This window comes from Bacillus sp. LJBS06 (genome assembly GCF_016924995.1).
GTDB lineage: Bacteria > Bacillota > Bacilli > Bacillales > Bacillaceae > Bacillus > Bacillus stercoris.
Window position 1 is genome coordinate 167,802 of record NZ_CP070483.1, and the last position, 18,559, is coordinate 186,360.

9 protein-coding genes and 5 rRNA genes are annotated in these 18,559 nt (G+C 47.5%); 10 read left to right on the top strand and 4 right to left on the bottom strand.

Annotation, left to right across the window (positions count from 1 at the left end; translation table 11 throughout):
* Window positions 1-96: 96 nt before the first annotated feature.
* The 5 genes from JQX68_RS00990 (at window position 97) to rrf (JQX68_RS01010) (ending at window position 8,278) form a co-directional block, all read left to right on the top strand.
* A 23S ribosomal RNA gene (locus JQX68_RS00990) occupies window positions 97-3,024 on the top strand.
* Between the two features lie 133 nt (window positions 3,025-3,157).
* Window positions 3,158-3,273: ribosomal RNA gene (rrf, locus tag JQX68_RS00995) — 5S ribosomal RNA — on the top strand.
* A gap of 188 nt (window positions 3,274-3,461) precedes the next feature.
* Window positions 3,462-5,011 (top strand): 16S ribosomal RNA (locus tag JQX68_RS01000).
* 169 nt (window positions 5,012-5,180) lie between these two features.
* Window positions 5,181-8,108, top strand: a 23S ribosomal RNA gene (locus JQX68_RS01005).
* Window positions 8,109-8,162: 54 nt separating this feature from the next.
* Window positions 8,163-8,278: ribosomal RNA gene (gene rrf / locus JQX68_RS01010) — 5S ribosomal RNA — on the top strand.
* Together the 16S, 23S and 5S rRNA genes form the textbook arrangement of a ribosomal RNA operon.
* Before the next feature lie 37 nt (window positions 8,279-8,315).
* On the opposite strand, the gene JQX68_RS01015 is transcribed toward rrf (JQX68_RS01010), so the two are convergent.
* Window positions 8,316-9,539, bottom strand: coding sequence for an MFS transporter (locus JQX68_RS01015; protein WP_147772821.1), 1,224 nt, complete (start codon window positions 9,537-9,539; stop codon window positions 8,316-8,318).
* 268 nt (window positions 9,540-9,807) lie between these two features.
* On the opposite strand from JQX68_RS01015, the gene JQX68_RS01020 reads away from it, so the two are divergent.
* The 5 genes from JQX68_RS01020 to JQX68_RS01040 all read left to right on the top strand — a co-directional run bounded on the left by JQX68_RS01020 (window position 9,808) and on the right by JQX68_RS01040 (window position 15,788).
* Window positions 9,808-11,076: an aspartate aminotransferase family protein gene (locus tag JQX68_RS01020; protein ID WP_014662550.1), complete on the top strand. Its 1,269-nt coding sequence runs from the start codon at window positions 9,808-9,810 to the stop codon at window positions 11,074-11,076.
* Window positions 11,073-12,023, top strand: coding sequence for an inositol monophosphatase family protein (locus JQX68_RS01025; protein WP_147772822.1), 951 nt, complete (start codon window positions 11,073-11,075; stop codon window positions 12,021-12,023). Before JQX68_RS01020 ends, JQX68_RS01025 begins: the two co-directional genes overlap by 4 nt.
* The gene (locus JQX68_RS01030) at window positions 11,998-13,044 is read left to right on the top strand and encodes a zinc-dependent alcohol dehydrogenase (RefSeq protein ID WP_147772823.1); all 1,047 of its coding nucleotides are present in this window, start codon (window positions 11,998-12,000) and stop codon (window positions 13,042-13,044) included. Before JQX68_RS01025 ends, JQX68_RS01030 begins: the two co-directional genes overlap by 26 nt.
* 241 nt (window positions 13,045-13,285) lie before the next feature.
* Window positions 13,286-14,722, top strand: coding sequence for a SulP family inorganic anion transporter (locus JQX68_RS01035; RefSeq protein WP_069148843.1), 1,437 nt, complete (start codon window positions 13,286-13,288; stop codon window positions 14,720-14,722).
* Window positions 14,723-14,867: 145 nt separating this feature from the next.
* Window positions 14,868-15,788, top strand: coding sequence for a bile acid:sodium symporter family protein (locus JQX68_RS01040; RefSeq protein WP_080478297.1), 921 nt, complete (start codon window positions 14,868-14,870; stop codon window positions 15,786-15,788).
* Window positions 15,789-15,797: 9 nt separating this feature from the next.
* Here JQX68_RS01040 and JQX68_RS01045 read toward each other — a convergent pair whose 3' ends face one another.
* The 3 genes from JQX68_RS01045 to JQX68_RS01055 are packed head-to-tail and all read right to left on the bottom strand — an operon-like array spanning window position 15,798 to window position 18,554.
* Window positions 15,798-16,550, bottom strand: a complete 753-nt coding sequence (locus JQX68_RS01045; protein ID WP_147772824.1) for an alpha/beta hydrolase — start codon at window positions 16,548-16,550, stop codon at window positions 15,798-15,800.
* Complete coding sequence (gene feuC / locus JQX68_RS01050) at window positions 16,547-17,557, bottom strand: iron ABC transporter permease FeuC (RefSeq protein WP_014662556.1); 1,011 nt, start codon at window positions 17,555-17,557, stop codon at window positions 16,547-16,549. Before feuC ends, JQX68_RS01045 begins: the two co-directional genes overlap by 4 nt.
* Window positions 17,550-18,554, bottom strand: coding sequence for a FecCD family ABC transporter permease (locus JQX68_RS01055; RefSeq protein WP_014662557.1), 1,005 nt, complete (start codon window positions 18,552-18,554; stop codon window positions 17,550-17,552). Before JQX68_RS01055 ends, feuC begins: the two co-directional genes overlap by 8 nt.
* Between the last annotated feature and the right edge of the window lie 5 nt (window positions 18,555-18,559).

Consider the following 18,559-nt stretch of genomic DNA (forward strand, 5'->3'; position numbering starts at 1 on the left):
GATCATTCCTTCGAAACGTGTTCTTTGAAAACTAGATAACAGTAGACATCACATTCAATTAGTAATACAAGATATCACATAGTGATTCTTTTTAACGGTTAAGTTAGAAAGGGCGCACGGTGGATGCCTTGGCACTAGGAGCCGATGAAGGACGGGACGAACACCGATATGCTTCGGGGAGCTGTAAGCAAGCTTTGATCCGGAGATTTCCGAATGGGGAAACCCACCACTCGTAATGGAGTGGTATCCATATCTGAATTCATAGGATATGAGAAGGCAGACCCGGGGAACTGAAACATCTAAGTACCCGGAGGAAGAGAAAGCAAATGCGATTCCCTGAGTAGCGGCGAGCGAAACGGGATTAGCCCAAACCAAGAGGCTTGCCTCTTGGGGTTGTAGGACACTCTGTACGGAGTTACAAAGGAACGAGGTAGATGAAGAGGTCTGGAAAGGCCCGCCATAGGAGGTAACAGCCCTGTAGTCAAAACTTCGTTCTCTCCTGAGTGGATCCTGAGTACGGCGGAACACGTGAAATTCCGTCGGAATCCGGGAGGACCATCTCCCAAGGCTAAATACTCCCTAGTGACCGATAGTGAACCAGTACCGTGAGGGAAAGGTGAAAAGCACCCCGGAAGGGGAGTGAAAGAGATCCTGAAACCGTGTGCCTACAAGTAGTCAGAGCCCGTTAACGGGTGATGGCGTGCCTTTTGTAGAATGAACCGGCGAGTTACGATCCCGTGCAAGGTTAAGCAGAAGATGCGGAGCCGCAGCGAAAGCGAGTCTGAATAGGGCGCATGAGTACGTGGTCGTAGACCCGAAACCAGGTGATCTACCCATGTCCAGGGTGAAGTTCAGGTAACACTGAATGGAGGCCCGAACCCACGCACGTTGAAAAGTGCGGGGATGAGGTGTGGGTAGGGGTGAAATGCCAATCGAACCTGGAGATAGCTGGTTCTCTCCGAAATAGCTTTAGGGCTAGCCTCAAGGTAAGAGTCTTGGAGGTAGAGCACTGATTGGACTAGGGGCCCCTACCGGGTTACCGAATTCAGTCAAACTCCGAATGCCAATGACTTATCCTTGGGAGTCAGACTGCGAGTGATAAGATCCGTAGTCGAAAGGGAAACAGCCCAGACCGCCAGCTAAGGTCCCAAAGTATACGTTAAGTGGAAAAGGATGTGGAGTTGCTTAGACAACCAGGATGTTGGCTTAGAAGCAGCCACCATTTAAAGAGTGCGTAATAGCTCACTGGTCGAGTGACTCTGCGCCGAAAATGTACCGGGGCTAAACGTATCACCGAAGCTGCGGACTGTTCTTCGAACAGTGGTAGGAGAGCGTTCTAAGGGCTGTGAAGCCAGACCGGAAGGACTGGTGGAGCGCTTAGAAGTGAGAATGCCGGTATGAGTAGCGAAAGAGGGGTGAGAATCCCCTCCACCGAATGCCTAAGGTTTCCTGAGGAAGGCTCGTCCGCTCAGGGTTAGTCGGGACCTAAGCCGAGGCCGAAAGGCGTAGGCGATGGACAACAGGTTGATATTCCTGTACCACCTCCTCACCATTTGAGCAATGGGGGGACGCAGGAGGATAGGGTAAGCGCGGTATTGGATATCCGCGTCCAAGCAGTTAGGCTGGGAAATAGGCAAATCCGTTTCCCATAAGGCTGAGCTGTGATGGCGAGCGAAATATAGTAGCGAAGTTCCTGATTCCACACTGCCAAGAAAAGCCTCTAGCGAGGTGAGAGGTGCCCGTACCGCAAACCGACACAGGTAGGCGAGGAGAGAATCCTAAGGTGATCGAGAGAACTCTCGTTAAGGAACTCGGCAAAATGACCCCGTAACTTCGGGAGAAGGGGTGCTCTGTTAGGGTGCAAGCCCGAGAGAGCCGCAGTGAATAGGCCCAGGCGACTGTTTAGCAAAAACACAGGTCTCTGCGAAGCCGTAAGGCGAAGTATAGGGGCTGACGCCTGCCCGGTGCTGGAAGGTTAAGAGGAGCGCTTAGCGTAAGCGAAGGTGCGAATTGAAGCCCCAGTAAACGGCGGCCGTAACTATAACGGTCCTAAGGTAGCGAAATTCCTTGTCGGGTAAGTTCCGACCCGCACGAAAGGCGCAACGATCTGGGCACTGTCTCAACGAGAGACTCGGTGAAATTATAGTACCTGTGAAGATGCAGGTTACCCGCGACAGGACGGAAAGACCCCGTGGAGCTTTACTGCAGCCTGATATTGAATGTTGGTACAGCTTGTACAGGATAGGTAGGAGCCTTGGAAACCGGAGCGCCAGCTTCGGTGGAGGCATCGGTGGGATACTACCCTGGCTGTATTGACCTTCTAACCCGCCGCCCTTATCGGGCGGGGAGACAGTGTCAGGTGGGCAGTTTGACTGGGGCGGTCGCCTCCTAAAAGGTAACGGAGGCGCCCAAAGGTTCCCTCAGAATGGTTGGAAATCATTCGCAGAGTGTAAAGGCACAAGGGAGCTTGACTGCGAGACCTACAAGTCGAGCAGGGACGAAAGTCGGGCTTAGTGATCCGGTGGTTCCGCATGGAAGGGCCATCGCTCAACGGATAAAAGCTACCCCGGGGATAACAGGCTTATCTCCCCCAAGAGTCCACATCGACGGGGAGGTTTGGCACCTCGATGTCGGCTCATCGCATCCTGGGGCTGTAGTCGGTCCCAAGGGTTGGGCTGTTCGCCCATTAAAGCGGTACGCGAGCTGGGTTCAGAACGTCGTGAGACAGTTCGGTCCCTATCCGTCGCGGGCGCAGGAAATTTGAGAGGAGCTGTCCTTAGTACGAGAGGACCGGGATGGACGCACCGCTGGTGTACCAGTTGTTCTGCCAAGGGCATCGCTGGGTAGCTATGTGCGGACGGGATAAGTGCTGAAAGCATCTAAGCATGAAGCCCCCCTCAAGATGAGATTTCCCATTCCGCAAGGAAGTAAGATCCCTGAAAGATGATCAGGTTGATAGGTCTGAGGTGGAAGTGTGGCGACACATGGAGCTGACAGATACTAATCGATCGAGGACTTAACCACATTTTGAATGATGTCACACCTGTTATCTAGTTTTGAGAGAACACCTCTCTAAAGGCGGAAAGGCAAGGAAACTCCGCTAAGGGCTCTCACATCCTGTGAGAAACGCCCAGTACCTTCATCCTGAAGGCATTTGTTTGGTGGCGATAGCGAAGAGGTCACACCCGTTCCCATACCGAACACGGAAGTTAAGCTCTTCAGCGCCGATGGTAGTCGGGGGTTTCCCCCTGTGAGAGTAGGACGCCGCCAAGCAATTGCACGTTAGTGTAATTTTCTTAAAAAAGTTGTTGACTTTGAAAAAGCGACATTGTATACTAATAAAGTTGCTTTAACAAAGCAGACAAACAAAATGATCTTTGAAAACTAAACAAGACAAAACGTACCTGTTAATTCATTTTTTTATAAATCGCACAGCGATGTGCGTAGTCAGTCAAACTACTTTATCGGAGAGTTTGATCCTGGCTCAGGACGAACGCTGGCGGCGTGCCTAATACATGCAAGTCGAGCGGACAGATGGGAGCTTGCTCCCTGATGTTAGCGGCGGACGGGTGAGTAACACGTGGGTAACCTGCCTGTAAGACTGGGATAACTCCGGGAAACCGGGGCTAATACCGGATGCTTGTTTGAACCGCATGGTTCAAACATAAAAGGTGGCTTCGGCTACCACTTACAGATGGACCCGCGGCGCATTAGCTAGTTGGTGAGGTAATGGCTCACCAAGGCGACGATGCGTAGCCGACCTGAGAGGGTGATCGGCCACACTGGGACTGAGACACGGCCCAGACTCCTACGGGAGGCAGCAGTAGGGAATCTTCCGCAATGGACGAAAGTCTGACGGAGCAACGCCGCGTGAGTGATGAAGGTTTTCGGATCGTAAAGCTCTGTTGTTAGGGAAGAACAAGTATCGTTCGAATAGGGCGGTACCTTGACGGTACCTAACCAGAAAGCCACGGCTAACTACGTGCCAGCAGCCGCGGTAATACGTAGGTGGCAAGCGTTGTCCGGAATTATTGGGCGTAAAGGGCTCGCAGGCGGTTTCTTAAGTCTGATGTGAAAGCCCCCGGCTCAACCGGGGAGGGTCATTGGAAACTGGGGAACTTGAGTGCAGAAGAGGAGAGTGGAATTCCACGTGTAGCGGTGAAATGCGTAGAGATGTGGAGGAACACCAGTGGCGAAGGCGACTCTCTGGTCTGTAACTGACGCTGAGGAGCGAAAGCGTGGGGAGCGAACAGGATTAGATACCCTGGTAGTCCACGCCGTAAACGATGAGTGCTAAGTGTTAGGGGGTTTCCGCCCCTTAGTGCTGCAGCTAACGCATTAAGCACTCCGCCTGGGGAGTACGGTCGCAAGACTGAAACTCAAAGGAATTGACGGGGGCCCGCACAAGCGGTGGAGCATGTGGTTTAATTCGAAGCAACGCGAAGAACCTTACCAGGTCTTGACATCCTCTGACAATCCTAGAGATAGGACGTCCCCTTCGGGGGCAGAGTGACAGGTGGTGCATGGTTGTCGTCAGCTCGTGTCGTGAGATGTTGGGTTAAGTCCCGCAACGAGCGCAACCCTTGATCTTAGTTGCCAGCATTCAGTTGGGCACTCTAAGGTGACTGCCGGTGACAAACCGGAGGAAGGTGGGGATGACGTCAAATCATCATGCCCCTTATGACCTGGGCTACACACGTGCTACAATGGACAGAACAAAGGGCAGCGAAACCGCGAGGTTAAGCCAATCCCACAAATCTGTTCTCAGTTCGGATCGCAGTCTGCAACTCGACTGCGTGAAGCTGGAATCGCTAGTAATCGCGGATCAGCATGCCGCGGTGAATACGTTCCCGGGCCTTGTACACACCGCCCGTCACACCACGAGAGTTTGTAACACCCGAAGTCGGTGAGGTAACCTTTTAGGAGCCAGCCGCCGAAGGTGGGACAGATGATTGGGGTGAAGTCGTAACAAGGTAGCCGTATCGGAAGGTGCGGCTGGATCACCTCCTTTCTAAGGATATTTACGGAATATAAGACCTTGGGTCTTATAAACAGAACGTTCCCTGTCTTGTTTAGTTTTGAAGGATCATTCCTTCGAAACGTGTTCTTTGAAAACTAGATAACAGTAGACATCACATTCAATTAGTAATACAAGATATCACATAGTGATTCTTTTTAACGGTTAAGTTAGAAAGGGCGCACGGTGGATGCCTTGGCACTAGGAGCCGATGAAGGACGGGACGAACACCGATATGCTTCGGGGAGCTGTAAGCAAGCTTTGATCCGGAGATTTCCGAATGGGGAAACCCACCACTCGTAATGGAGTGGTATCCATATCTGAATTCATAGGATATGAGAAGGCAGACCCGGGGAACTGAAACATCTAAGTACCCGGAGGAAGAGAAAGCAAATGCGATTCCCTGAGTAGCGGCGAGCGAAACGGGATTAGCCCAAACCAAGAGGCTTGCCTCTTGGGGTTGTAGGACACTCTGTACGGAGTTACAAAGGAACGAGGTAGATGAAGAGGTCTGGAAAGGCCCGCCATAGGAGGTAACAGCCCTGTAGTCAAAACTTCGTTCTCTCCTGAGTGGATCCTGAGTACGGCGGAACACGTGAAATTCCGTCGGAATCCGGGAGGACCATCTCCCAAGGCTAAATACTCCCTAGTGACCGATAGTGAACCAGTACCGTGAGGGAAAGGTGAAAAGCACCCCGGAAGGGGAGTGAAAGAGATCCTGAAACCGTGTGCCTACAAGTAGTCAGAGCCCGTTAACGGGTGATGGCGTGCCTTTTGTAGAATGAACCGGCGAGTTACGATCCCGTGCAAGGTTAAGCAGAAGATGCGGAGCCGCAGCGAAAGCGAGTCTGAATAGGGCGCATGAGTACGTGGTCGTAGACCCGAAACCAGGTGATCTACCCATGTCCAGGGTGAAGTTCAGGTAACACTGAATGGAGGCTCGAACCCACGCACGTTGAAAAGTGCGGGGATGAGGTGTGGGTAGGGGTGAAATGCCAATCGAACCTGGAGATAGCTGGTTCTCTCCGAAATAGCTTTAGGGCTAGCCTCAAGGTAAGAGTCTTGGAGGTAGAGCACTGATTGGACTAGGGGCCCCTACCGGGTTACCGAATTCAGTCAAACTCCGAATGCCAATGACTTATCCTTGGGAGTCAGACTGCGAGTGATAAGATCCGTAGTCGAAAGGGAAACAGCCCAGACCGCCAGCTAAGGTCCCAAAGTATACGTTAAGTGGAAAAGGATGTGGAGTTGCTTAGACAACCAGGATGTTGGCTTAGAAGCAGCCACCATTTAAAGAGTGCGTAATAGCTCACTGGTCGAGTGACTCTGCGCCGAAAATGTACCGGGGCTAAACGTATCACCGAAGCTGCGGACTGTTCTTCGAACAGTGGTAGGAGAGCGTTCTAAGGGCTGTGAAGCCAGACCGGAAGGACTGGTGGAGCGCTTAGAAGTGAGAATGCCGGTATGAGTAGCGAAAGAGGGGTGAGAATCCCCTCCACCGAATGCCTAAGGTTTCCTGAGGAAGGCTCGTCCGCTCAGGGTTAGTCGGGACCTAAGCCGAGGCCGAAAGGCGTAGGCGATGGACAACAGGTTGATATTCCTGTACCACCTCCTCACCATTTGAGCAATGGGGGGACGCAGGAGGATAGGGTAAGCGCGGTATTGGATATCCGCGTCCAAGCAGTTAGGCTGGGAAATAGGCAAATCCGTTTCCCATAAGGCTGAGCTGTGATGGCGAGCGAAATATAGTAGCGAAGTTCCTGATTCCACACTGCCAAGAAAAGCCTCTAGCGAGGTGAGAGGTGCCCGTACCGCAAACCGACACAGGTAGGCGAGGAGAGAATCCTAAGGTGATCGAGAGAACTCTCGTTAAGGAACTCGGCAAAATGACCCCGTAACTTCGGGAGAAGGGGTGCTCTGTTAGGGTGCAAGCCCGAGAGAGCCGCAGTGAATAGGCCCAGGCGACTGTTTAGCAAAAACACAGGTCTCTGCGAAGCCGTAAGGCGAAGTATAGGGGCTGACGCCTGCCCGGTGCTGGAAGGTTAAGAGGAGCGCTTAGCGTAAGCGAAGGTGCGAATTGAAGCCCCAGTAAACGGCGGCCGTAACTATAACGGTCCTAAGGTAGCGAAATTCCTTGTCGGGTAAGTTCCGACCCGCACGAAAGGCGCAACGATCTGGGCACTGTCTCAACGAGAGACTCGGTGAAATTATAGTACCTGTGAAGATGCAGGTTACCCGCGACAGGACGGAAAGACCCCGTGGAGCTTTACTGCAGCCTGATATTGAATGTTGGTACAGCTTGTACAGGATAGGTAGGAGCCTTGGAAACCGGAGCGCCAGCTTCGGTGGAGGCATCGGTGGGATACTACCCTGGCTGTATTGACCTTCTAACCCGCCGCCCTTATCGGGCGGGGAGACAGTGTCAGGTGGGCAGTTTGACTGGGGCGGTCGCCTCCTAAAAGGTAACGGAGGCGCCCAAAGGTTCCCTCAGAATGGTTGGAAATCATTCGCAGAGTGTAAAGGCACAAGGGAGCTTGACTGCGAGACCTACAAGTCGAGCAGGGACGAAAGTCGGGCTTAGTGATCCGGTGGTTCCGCATGGAAGGGCCATCGCTCAACGGATAAAAGCTACCCCGGGGATAACAGGCTTATCTCCCCCAAGAGTCCACATCGACGGGGAGGTTTGGCACCTCGATGTCGGCTCATCGCATCCTGGGGCTGTAGTCGGTCCCAAGGGTTGGGCTGTTCGCCCATTAAAGCGGTACGCGAGCTGGGTTCAGAACGTCGTGAGACAGTTCGGTCCCTATCCGTCGCGGGCGCAGGAAATTTGAGAGGAGCTGTCCTTAGTACGAGAGGACCGGGATGGACGCACCGCTGGTGTACCAGTTGTTCTGCCAAGGGCATCGCTGGGTAGCTATGTGCGGACGGGATAAGTGCTGAAAGCATCTAAGCATGAAGCCCCCCTCAAGATGAGATTTCCCATTCCGCAAGGAAGTAAGATCCCTGAAAGATGATCAGGTTGATAGGTCTGAGGTGGAAGTGTGGCGACACATGGAGCTGACAGATACTAATCGATCGAGGACTTAACCACATTTTGAATGATGTTATACCTGTTATCTAGTTTTGAGAGAACACTCTCAATTTGTTTGGTGGCGATAGCGAAGAGGTCACACCCGTTCCCATACCGAACACGGAAGTTAAGCTCTTCAGCGCCGATGGTAGTCGGGGGTTTCCCCCTGTGAGAGTAGGACGCCGCCAAGCAAGTTTAAACCCAACTCATTGAGTTGGGTTTTTTGTTTTATATCTGTACCGGTTTGTTTTCGTCGGTATCCATTTTATTGAGCTTTCTGCTTTTTAAGTTCTCTAACATTTTTAATACCAATACAATCGCAAGCATGATCAACATGAGCGTTGTAAATAACCAAAATGCAGTTTGTACGGGAAACTCATCTAGACTCCATCCGACTGCGATTGGCAGGATAGAGCCGCCTAATCCATTGGCAGCGAGCAGCATGCTTGTCGTTTGTTCGGTTTTTCCAGGGTAAAATTGATTAGTGATAATTAAAGCAATGGCGAACATGCCGGCCATAAATAATCCTAAGAAGAAACAAAGAACAAACCCAGCAAAAGCTGTTTTGCTGATTGCCAAAATACAGAGTGAAATGAGGCCGCCGATATTTATCAGCCTAAGATAACGATGATAGGTTAATTTTTCGGAAACCGGCCCGGTCAGTAAACGGCCAATGATCATACCGATCCAATATATTGTTACCGTTATGGTTGCTAAGGAGTTTGAAATATCCCATTTCTCAGCAAAGATAGAAGGGATAAAGTGAACAATTGATACTTCACTGCCTCCATAAAAAAAGAAGTAAGCAGCTGCTAAACAAATAAACAGTAAGCCATGCTTTCGAAAACTTGTAGGTGCTTGTTGCTTTCCATCGGCCGAGGTGTCTGTTTGACGATTGAGTAAATCGTCTAAACTGCCAAAACTCATCCGGCTCCAAACAACCATTAAAAGAAATGAACTTACCCCCAATACAAGAAAAGCCAATGCCCATACATGATTGCTGATTAAAAAACCAGACAGCAATGGCATGAAAAGTGCCCCTAAACCGTATGCTACTTCCATCTTACTCATAGCGATTGCTTGTTTTTCTTTAATTGCTGTTAGGATGATTGTTCCTACACAGGATTCTACCAGCCCAGCCCCAAGTCCAGCCATACTGACAAGAAGAAAGAGCAGCGGCCATGGAGGGAGGAAATAAATAAACAACTCGCAGCTGATCATGGCTAGCCCAATTACAACGACTTTTCTGCGTCCCATTCTTTTTACAGCATAAGGCATCCCTAATACGCCGATTAAAAACCCCATAAATTGTGAAAAAACTAATACACCGCCATTACTGTAGCTTTGGGCGTAATGGGAAAGTAATTCCGGCAGGACGGCTCCAAGTATAACGAGAGTAAAGGCGATCGACCCATAAGATAAACATCCAATCCACAGTAAACGAGTTTTCATTCATTAATCTCCTTTGATAAAAATAATACTCTCTACAATTTTTATGATAGGACTGGCAGCAAAATAAGCGTTTATGTAGTTTATATTTAGTTTTTTACAATAAATCCATTTATTTCTATCTTAACATAAGCTGTTTAAATAGGAACCCCCTATGCAAACGTTAACAAATAATTAACAATTTTTACTATTTAACTAGTTGACATTAATTTCTAGAATTCATACGATGATTAACGAGTTTTACATATTTTATTAAATAGGGGTGTTGATAGTGGGGACTAAAGAAGTTACGAATCCAGACAGTTTGTATTACAAAGTGGATGATGTTGTCATGGAAAGAGGAGAAGGCATTTATTTATACGACTCAGAGGGCAATGAGTATATTGATTGTGCTTCTGCTACTTTCAATTTGAATTTGGGTTATACCAATAAAGAAGTTATTGATACAGTCAAAGAACAGGCTGACCAGCTGATACATGTCACTTCATCCTACCAAACCAACGCCGTTAATAAACTAGCTGAAAAACTTGTAGAAATCTCCCCCGACAATCTCACGAAAGTTCACCCCAAAGTCAGCAGCGGTTCTGCCGCGAATGAAGGAGCTATCAAAATGGCTCAAAACTATTCAGGGAAAACAGATGTCATTTCTTTATTCCGAAGCCATCTTGGCCAAACGTATATGATGTCTGCGTTATCCGGAAATTCGTTTCGAAGAGAGCCGTTCCCCCCTCAGTTTTCTTTTGGCTTGCAGGTGCCTGACCCCTATTGCAACCGTTGTTTTTACAATCAGAAACCAGATTCATGCGGAATGCTTTGTGTAGAAAGAATTAATGACTTTATCGAATATGCGAGCAACGGAAAAATTGCCGCGATGATTATTGAACCGATCTCCGGTAATGGAGGAAACATCGTTCCGCCTAAGGAATACTTTAAGCAATTAAGAAAGCTCTGTGATGAGCATGATATCGCGCTTATTTTTGATGAAATTCAAACTGGATTCGGCCGTACAGGCAAGATGTTTGCCGCTGATTACTTTGATGTGAAACCGAATATGATGACGGTCGCGAAAGGTTTGGGCGGCACGGGGTTCCAGGTTGCCGCTACACTTACAGAGGATAAGTACATGGGATTAGCCGGCCATAATCACTCATTTACTTATGGTTCAAATGTGATGGCCTCGGCAGCGGCTTGTAAGACCATCGAAATCATGCAGCGTCCTGGCTTCTTAGAAAATGTAACAATTGTCGGGAATTACATTATGGATTCTTTAGAGCACATGAAGAAAGAATTTACCTTTATTGCTGACGTCAGAGGCGTAGGTTTGATGATCGGCGTTGAAATTGTAAAAGAGAATAATGAGCCTGATGTAGAACTGACCAATTATATTGCAAAACGGGCTATGGATTATGGGTTAATTTTACGGACTTCCCGTTACGGATTCGGAAATGTATTTAAAATCCGTCCGCCTCTCACGATTACGCTTAGTGAGGCTGAGGTACTTTGTTTCAAACTTCGTAAGCTATTGGAGGATATCAAGTGAAAGAATATATTGTAGAGCTTGGAAAATTTGTTTATGAGGAAGTAAAGGGTCAGAAAGGAACACTGAAAAACCGGTTAGTTAACGGGTACTCCCCAGGCGGAGATGCACAGTTTAATATTGATGCGGCTGCTGAGAACGCAGTGCTGGATTATGTGCAAAGCAAAAAGGAGTCAGTCGCGTTTTATACGGAAGATGGGGGATTGAAGATATTTGGAGAAAATCCTCAATATATTTTGATTGTTGATCCGATTGACGGTACGCGTCCGGCAGCTGCAGGTCTTGAAATGTCTTGTATCTCTATCGCATTAGCAGCGTACAAGCCTGACGCAAAAATTAAGGATATTGAATTTGCTTTTCTGCTAGAGCTGAAAACAGGAGCCTATATGTACGCGGATGTTTATTCTGAGGGGATCTATTATGAAGGCTATCGTGGCACCCTGCCAAACCTGAGCAAGGTGGAAGACATTAAACATATGTTTTGGAGCCTTGAGTTTAATGGGCATCCCTCGCATCTGATGATTGATGCGTACGGTCATTTGATAGATCAGTCAGCGAATAATGGAGGCGTTTTTGTTTTCAATAGCGCTTCATATTCTATCTCCAGAATTATCACAGGGCAGATGGATGCCTATGTGGATATCGGCAATCGTTTATTAAAGGACGATCCTGCACTGCTAAAAGATTTTCAGGCTGTAGGAAATGGGCAGGTTCTGCATCTGTTTCCTTATGATATTGCCGCAAGTGTGTTTTTGGCGAAAAAAGCGGGTGTTGTCATTACTGACGCGTATGGAAAGTCCTTGGATGACACACTTCTGACGGATCTTAGCTACAATAACCAGCAGTCATGCATCGCCGCGTCAACGAAGGAGCTGCATCAGAAGCTGCTGGATCAAATTCGCTGGGACAGAAAGGAAGAGACATATGAAAGCGTTGGTCTGGACTCCTAATGAACGGCTGGAATTGCAAGAAGTAGAAGAACCTCAAATTAAAAAAATGAACGATGTAAAAGTAAAAATATACGGGACAGGCATCTGCGGAACGGATCTAAATGTTCTAAAAGGAAAGATGCGCGCGACTCACGGTATGATCCTTGGTCATGAATCTGTGGGCGTGGTGACTGAAACAGGACCTGAGGTTAAAAACGTTAAGCCTGGTGATCGTGTGGTGATCGATCCGACTCAGTTTTGCGGGAAGTGTTATTATTGCAGAAAAGGTTTAACTTGTTATTGTGAAACATTTGAAGACTGGCAGCTGGGATTAGGGGCACATGGCACATTTGCCGATTATTATGTGGGCGAGGACCGATTTATGTATAAAATCCCGGACGCTATGGAATGGGAACGAGCCACTTTAATTGAGCCGCTTTCTTGTGTATTAAATGTGATTGAGCGGGCTGCTATCAAACCTGACGATTCTGTACTGGTATTAGGTTCAGGGCCGATTGGACTGCTTGTTCAAATCATGGTAAAAAAACTCGCTAGGCTGACAGTTGCGACCGAGGTTGGTGAGTACCGTTCAGAAGCGGCGCGCCGAATATCTGACTATGTTTATCACCCTCAGGATTTAACGGTAGATGAGGTCAAACGGATTAACCAAGGGAGAACATTTGACGTGATCTTTGACGCGATCGGTAATCAGCTTGAATGGGCATATCCGTTAATTAACAAGGGCGGAAGACTTGTGCCTATGGGATTTGATGATACGTATGAGATGAAAATCAGGCCTTTCCAGCTGCTTTCTAACGGTGTGACGATTGTTGGAACCGGAGAGGCGCGCCAAATTATGGAGGATGCGGTATCATGTGCTGCGGACATGCCTCAGCTTTCTGAATTAATTACGGAGAAAACTCCGCTTGAGAACTACGAGGCTGCCATCCAGGAATTGATGGGTATAGGTGCGTTGCCAAATGAGAGAAAAGATATTACTGCCATTAAAACGATTCTTGTGTCTCATCCGGATATGATATAATCCAGCGAAATGGCTCAGACTATGTTTGAGCCATTTTTTTCTTCAGCATTCATCTTGCGTAATTGATGAAAATTTATTATGATACTCCTTGGTGACAACTCCTTGCCTCAATACAATATACTCAACGTTTCCCCGTTTTCCCCGGTCGTTTTTCTTTCATTTTCTCCCGTGAAATAAAAAAAGCTCCCAATACAATAGATATGGTGCGGATTTATTTTTTTATAAGAAGGAGTCGTTATATTTGAATAATAGTTTTACATTACAACAGCAATGGTTCGGGAATATCCGAAAAGACATTCTTGCTGGCATTTTGGTTGCGTTAGCATTAATTCCTGAGGCGATCGGCTTTTCTATTATAGCCGGTGTGGATCCGATGGTCGGTCTATATGCGTCATTTTGTATAGCCATTATTATTTCTATTTTTGGCGGCAGACCTGGCATGATTTCAGCTGCGACTGGTTCAATGGCAGTCGTTATGGTGTCGCTGGTTGCTGATCATGGGCTTCAGTATTTATTTGCGGCTACGATTTTGACAGGCATTATTCAGGTGATTTTAGGTATCAGTAAAATAGCGAGATTAATGAAATTCATCCCGCGTTCTGTCATGATCGGGTTTGTAAATGCGCTGGCGATCCTTATCTTCTCTGCGCAGCTTCCTCAGTTTGAAGGTGCTTCTTGGAGTATGTATGCGATGCTTGCCGGGTCGCTTGTTATTATTTATGTGCTGCCGAGGTTTACGACTGCTGTTCCGTCCCCGCTTGTTGCGATTATTGTGATGACAATTATTGCGGTCACTTTCCATGTTGATGTGCGGACGGTTGGCGATATGGGCAATATTTCTAGTTCGTTGCCTCATTTCTTAATTCCTGATGTTCCGTTAACCTTTGAAACACTGCAAATTATTTTTCCTTATTCGATTGCTTTAGCGTTTGTCGGGTTGCTTGAATCTTTGCTGACAGCACAGATTATTGATGAAATGACGGATACGGACAGTGATAAAAATAAAGAGAGCCGAGGACAGGGAATTGCGAATATCGTGACCGGATTCTTTGGCGGCATGGCAGGCTGTGCTATGATCGGACAATCTGTCATTAATACAAAAGCGGGCGGGCGCGGACGTTTGTCAGCATTTGTGGCCGGTGCTTTTCTGATGTTTTTAATTGCGGTGTTAAGTCATGTCGTGGTGAAAATCCCAATGGCTGCGTTAGTGGCTGTAATGGTTATGGTGTCTGTCGGCACATTTGATTGGTCTTCTTTAAAAGGACTTAAAAAAGCGCCGCTCACGGACTCGATTGTCATGGTTGTGACTGTGATAACGGTTGTTGTGACGGATGACTTATCTAAGGGTGTATTTGTCGGCGTTCTTTTAAGTGCCGTGTTCTTTGTGGCAAAAATCTCGAAGCTGAAAATCGTTTCTCATGCAGAGGATCAAAAGCTTAGAACCTATCAAGTGAAGGGGCAGATCTTTTTTGCGTCAGTGACGGATCTTGCAAATGCGTTTATTTATCAAGAGGATATTGAGCGGGTCGTGATTGACTTAACTGAAGCTCATGTATGGGATGATTCTGGAGCGGCAGCACTTGATAAGATTGTTGCGAAGTTTAAAGAACAAGGCATTGAAGCCGAGTTAAAAGGTTTGAATAAAGCGAGTAAGTCTCTAATGAAACAGATGGCATAAAATAGGGAAGCCCAGATTAACGAGATCTGGGCTTTTTTATATAACATACGGTTAAGCAGCATTGATATAATAGAGAGAAGAGAAATTTAAAATAGGGGACTTGCATATGATGCTTCAGAAGCTGAACCGTGTATTGGGGAGGGTGATGCCGCTTTTAACCCCGACTAGTGTGGTGTTGGGCGTGCTGTTGTCTCAATTTTTAAATGGATATGAAAGCGCAGTGCCTTGGATCTTTGCGTTTATTACGTTTGCAGGCAGTTTAAGCGCGAACTTTCAATCTTTGAGACATGCATTATCTCACCCTCTTCCTATGATTCTTGCACTATTTGTTCTTCATATTTTTATGCCGCTTTTTGCTTGGGGCAGCGGCCATCTTATCTTTAAAGGCGACCCTTTAACGATCACTGGTTTAACGTTGGCTGTCGTAATTCCTACTGGGATTACAAGCTTGATTTGGGCAGCGATGTACAAAGGGAATGTCGGTTTGACGCTTTCGATTATCTTAGTTGATACTGTGCTGTCACCGCTAATCGTACCGCTGAGCCTTTCATTGCTGGCAGGCGCTCAGGTTCATATGGACGTGTGGGGAATGATGAAAGGCCTGATTGTAATGGTCGTGATTCCTTCTTTTCTGGGCATGCTGTTTAATCAGATGTCATCTCCTGAACGAACTGCATCTGTGAGCAGCGCGCTGTCGCCTTTTTCAAAGCTTTGCTTGATGGCAGTGATTGCGATTAACAGTTCAGCGATTGCTCCTTATTTCAAAGCCATTGATTTGAGATTTGCAGGAATAGCTGTAACGGTCTTCTTTATCGCGTTAACAGGCTATGCCGCTGCTTGGCTGATCGGAAAAATGATGAAAAGGCGCCAAGAGGAAATAGTCTCTCTTATATTTACGGGAGGCATGAGGAATATTAGTGCCGGCGCAGTTCTTGCCGTTACGTTCTTCCCGTCTCAGGTTGCCGTTCCTGTTGTGATCGGCATGCTGTTCCAGCAGATATTGGCTGCTTTGTTTGGCTATATGCTGAATCGTTTTGAATTAAAACCTGTTTTGCAGAAAGCATGAAAAAACCGCTCATTGGATTGAGCGGTTTTTTCCGTATAGCCATTCGAGAGCGGTGATGAACTGTTTGCAGAAATACTTGCGGTGGTGCACCGCCCCTTTTTCGATTGAAAGACAAAGCTGGTCTTCAGTGAAGCCTTTTTCTTTTAGACTTTGGTGAACTTGCTTTGTTTTATTCAGCATATGCCGCTGAATGGATTGCTTTCCACGGCCTTCTTCACTGCCGACAGACATAAAAATACGCGCAGTGCCGGGTGTTAAAGAAGAAATATGAATGGTTTCCGCTGCGTTCTCGTACCAGTATGAACCTGAGATAGAACCTATTTTCCCAAACACTGACGGATACTTTAATAAGGCGAACATTGAGATGAGGCCGCCTAATGAGGCGCCGATCATTCCTCTTGATTGCAGTTTCCTGGCGATGTTCCAGTTTTCTTCGATAAACGGAATGAACCGGTTTGTCATGTCAGACAGATAGTCATATCCCATGCCTCCGAAGTCCGGGAACCGATCACTGAGTGATGCAGCCGGCCATGGCGTGTATTGATCAAGCCGATTTTCAGGTTCGATACCAATTAGTACAAGTTCAGGGAGCCTTTGCTGTTGAAACATGCTTTCTAATAATTCAATTTGGCCGTGAAACAAAGAATGGCCATCTTGCACATAGACAGCAGGGAATTCCCCGCTGTCTGCGCTGTAGGAAGGAGGGAGGTACAGTGTGAACCTCCTGTTGCCGGTTTTGTGTTCTGAAAGAGATCCTTTCAAGCATTCTCCCCCTTTTTTTGCTTAAAAAGCAAATATAAGAAATAAGGAACACCGAGGATCGCCAAAATGATGCCTGCGGGCACTTCCGCGGGCTGAAAAAACAGTTTTCCTGCAAAGTCTGCGCTTATCACAAGCAGCATCCCGATTAAACCGCTCAGTGGCAGAATATAGCGATGTTCGACGCCGGACAGCCTCCGTGAAATATGGGGAGCAATTAAGCCGACAAACGCCATGCTGCCCGCTACGGAGACACAGGCACTGATGATTGCTACACAGGCGACGAGCAGGATGGTTTTTTCTTTATTTGATGATATGCCAAGGCTTCTGACTGTGTCTTCATCAAAACGAATGGTGTCGAGCAAGCGGGATTTGGCAATAAGAATCGGTATAAACAGCAGCATCCACGGAAGAACGGCTGTGATATACGTCCAGTTGGCAGACCAGATGCTTCCGTTTTTCCACACCATGGCCATTTGATAGTCTTGCGGGTCCATTTTTAATGATAAAAACAAAGAAAGGGCGCTGAATCCTGAATTGATCGCGATTCCTACCAGAATAATTCTTCCTGAATCTAAATTGCCTCTGTGCCATGCAAATATGTAAATCAGGAGCGCCGCGATGAGCCCGCCTATCAATCCAAAGAGCGGCATCCCCATCGCTGCAGCTATGGATGTCACTTCCTTCTGGCCTTGGAACAAGAGCATAAACGCCACAATACCGGCTCCTGCCCCTGCGTTGATTCCGAGAATTCCCGGGTCAGCAAGCCCGTTTCTTGTGATGGCCTGGATGACAGCGCCTGCAATGCCAAGACCGAGTCCGATTATAGCAGCCATGACAACCCTCGGAAGTCTTAGATCGAACAGCAAAATTTCATACTGCGGATTCGGATCGATTTGAAAAAGAGTGGAGAGCAGCTCAGCCGGACGAACAGAAAATGATCCGCTCGTTAAGCTGAAATAGCTGACAACGAGAATCAAAACGATGAACAATGCATATTTTTTAGCCATTTTGCTCCCCTCCTTTTCGTTTAATCAAATAAAGGAAGAAAGGTACGCCGATAATGGATGTTACGACCTCAATCGGTGTTTCAAACGGATAGTTGATAAATCGGCTTGCGAGATCACACAGGGTTAAAAAGATTCCGCCCAAAATACAGGAACACGGAATCAGCCTGCTGTAATCAGAGCCGACGAGAAATCTCGTGATATGCGGAACAACCAAACCAACAAACGCAATTTTTCCGGCCAGCGCTACGGCACTGCCGGTTAAAATAATGACGGAAAGCATCGCCATGATTTTTATGGTTTTTTTCTTTTGGCCCAGACTTTTAGAAATGTCATCGCCTAAGGATACGGCAGTCACCTTTTTGCTGAGAGACATGGCCATTATGATGCCAATCAGGAAAAACGGAGCGGCAAGCTTCAGGAAATCCGGACTCATTTGATGAAGTCTGGCACTGTACCAGAAACTGAGATCCTGAGAAATTTGAAAATAAATCGACATGGCCGCTGATAAACTGCTGAGCAGCATGCTTGTGACTGTGCCGATGATGGCGAGCTGCACGGGGGTAAATCCGTTCGGCATCATGGCGGCAAGGCCGAATACTAACACAGCCCCTAACGCTGAGCCGATAAAAGAATAAATGATCATTTCAATCGACGATGATTGCGGGAGCAGAACCATACAGAGCGTGATGATAAACGCGGAACCATCTGAAACGCCCATAATGGAGGGCGAAGCTAAATAATTGCGCGTAATGCCTTGCATAAGCGCTCCAGAAACAGCAAGGGCTGCCCCTATGAGCAGAGCGCCGGCAGCCCTTGGAATCCGAGAATGCCATATAATTTGATGGTCTGTGTTTCCCGGATCGAAATGAATAAGAGATGTAAAAACAATATCTGTGCTAAGATGCTTTGCTCCATAAAGGATTGAAAGCAAAAGCGACAGTGCTATAGCAAATGGAGAAGTAATCAATATGATACGTGTCCACTGTTTTGAATACATACAAA

What these genes read in the sequence shown, in the direction of transcription:
- JQX68_RS01015 (WP_147772821.1), bottom strand. Translation starts at nt 9,539, where the DNA reads ATGAAAACTCGTTTACTGTGGATTGGATGTTTATCTTATGGGTCGATC.
- JQX68_RS01030 (WP_147772823.1), top strand. Translation starts at nt 11,998, where the DNA reads ATGAAAGCGTTGGTCTGGACTCCTAATGAACGGCTGGAATTGCAAGAA.
- JQX68_RS01040 (WP_080478297.1), top strand. Translation starts at nt 14,868, where the DNA reads ATGCCGCTTTTAACCCCGACTAGTGTGGTGTTGGGCGTGCTGTTGTCT.
- feuC (WP_014662556.1), bottom strand. Translation starts at nt 17,557, where the DNA reads ATGGCTAAAAAATATGCATTGTTCATCGTTTTGATTCTCGTTGTCAGC.
- JQX68_RS01055 (WP_014662557.1), bottom strand. Translation starts at nt 18,554, where the DNA reads ATGTATTCAAAACAGTGGACACGTATCATATTGATTACTTCTCCATTT.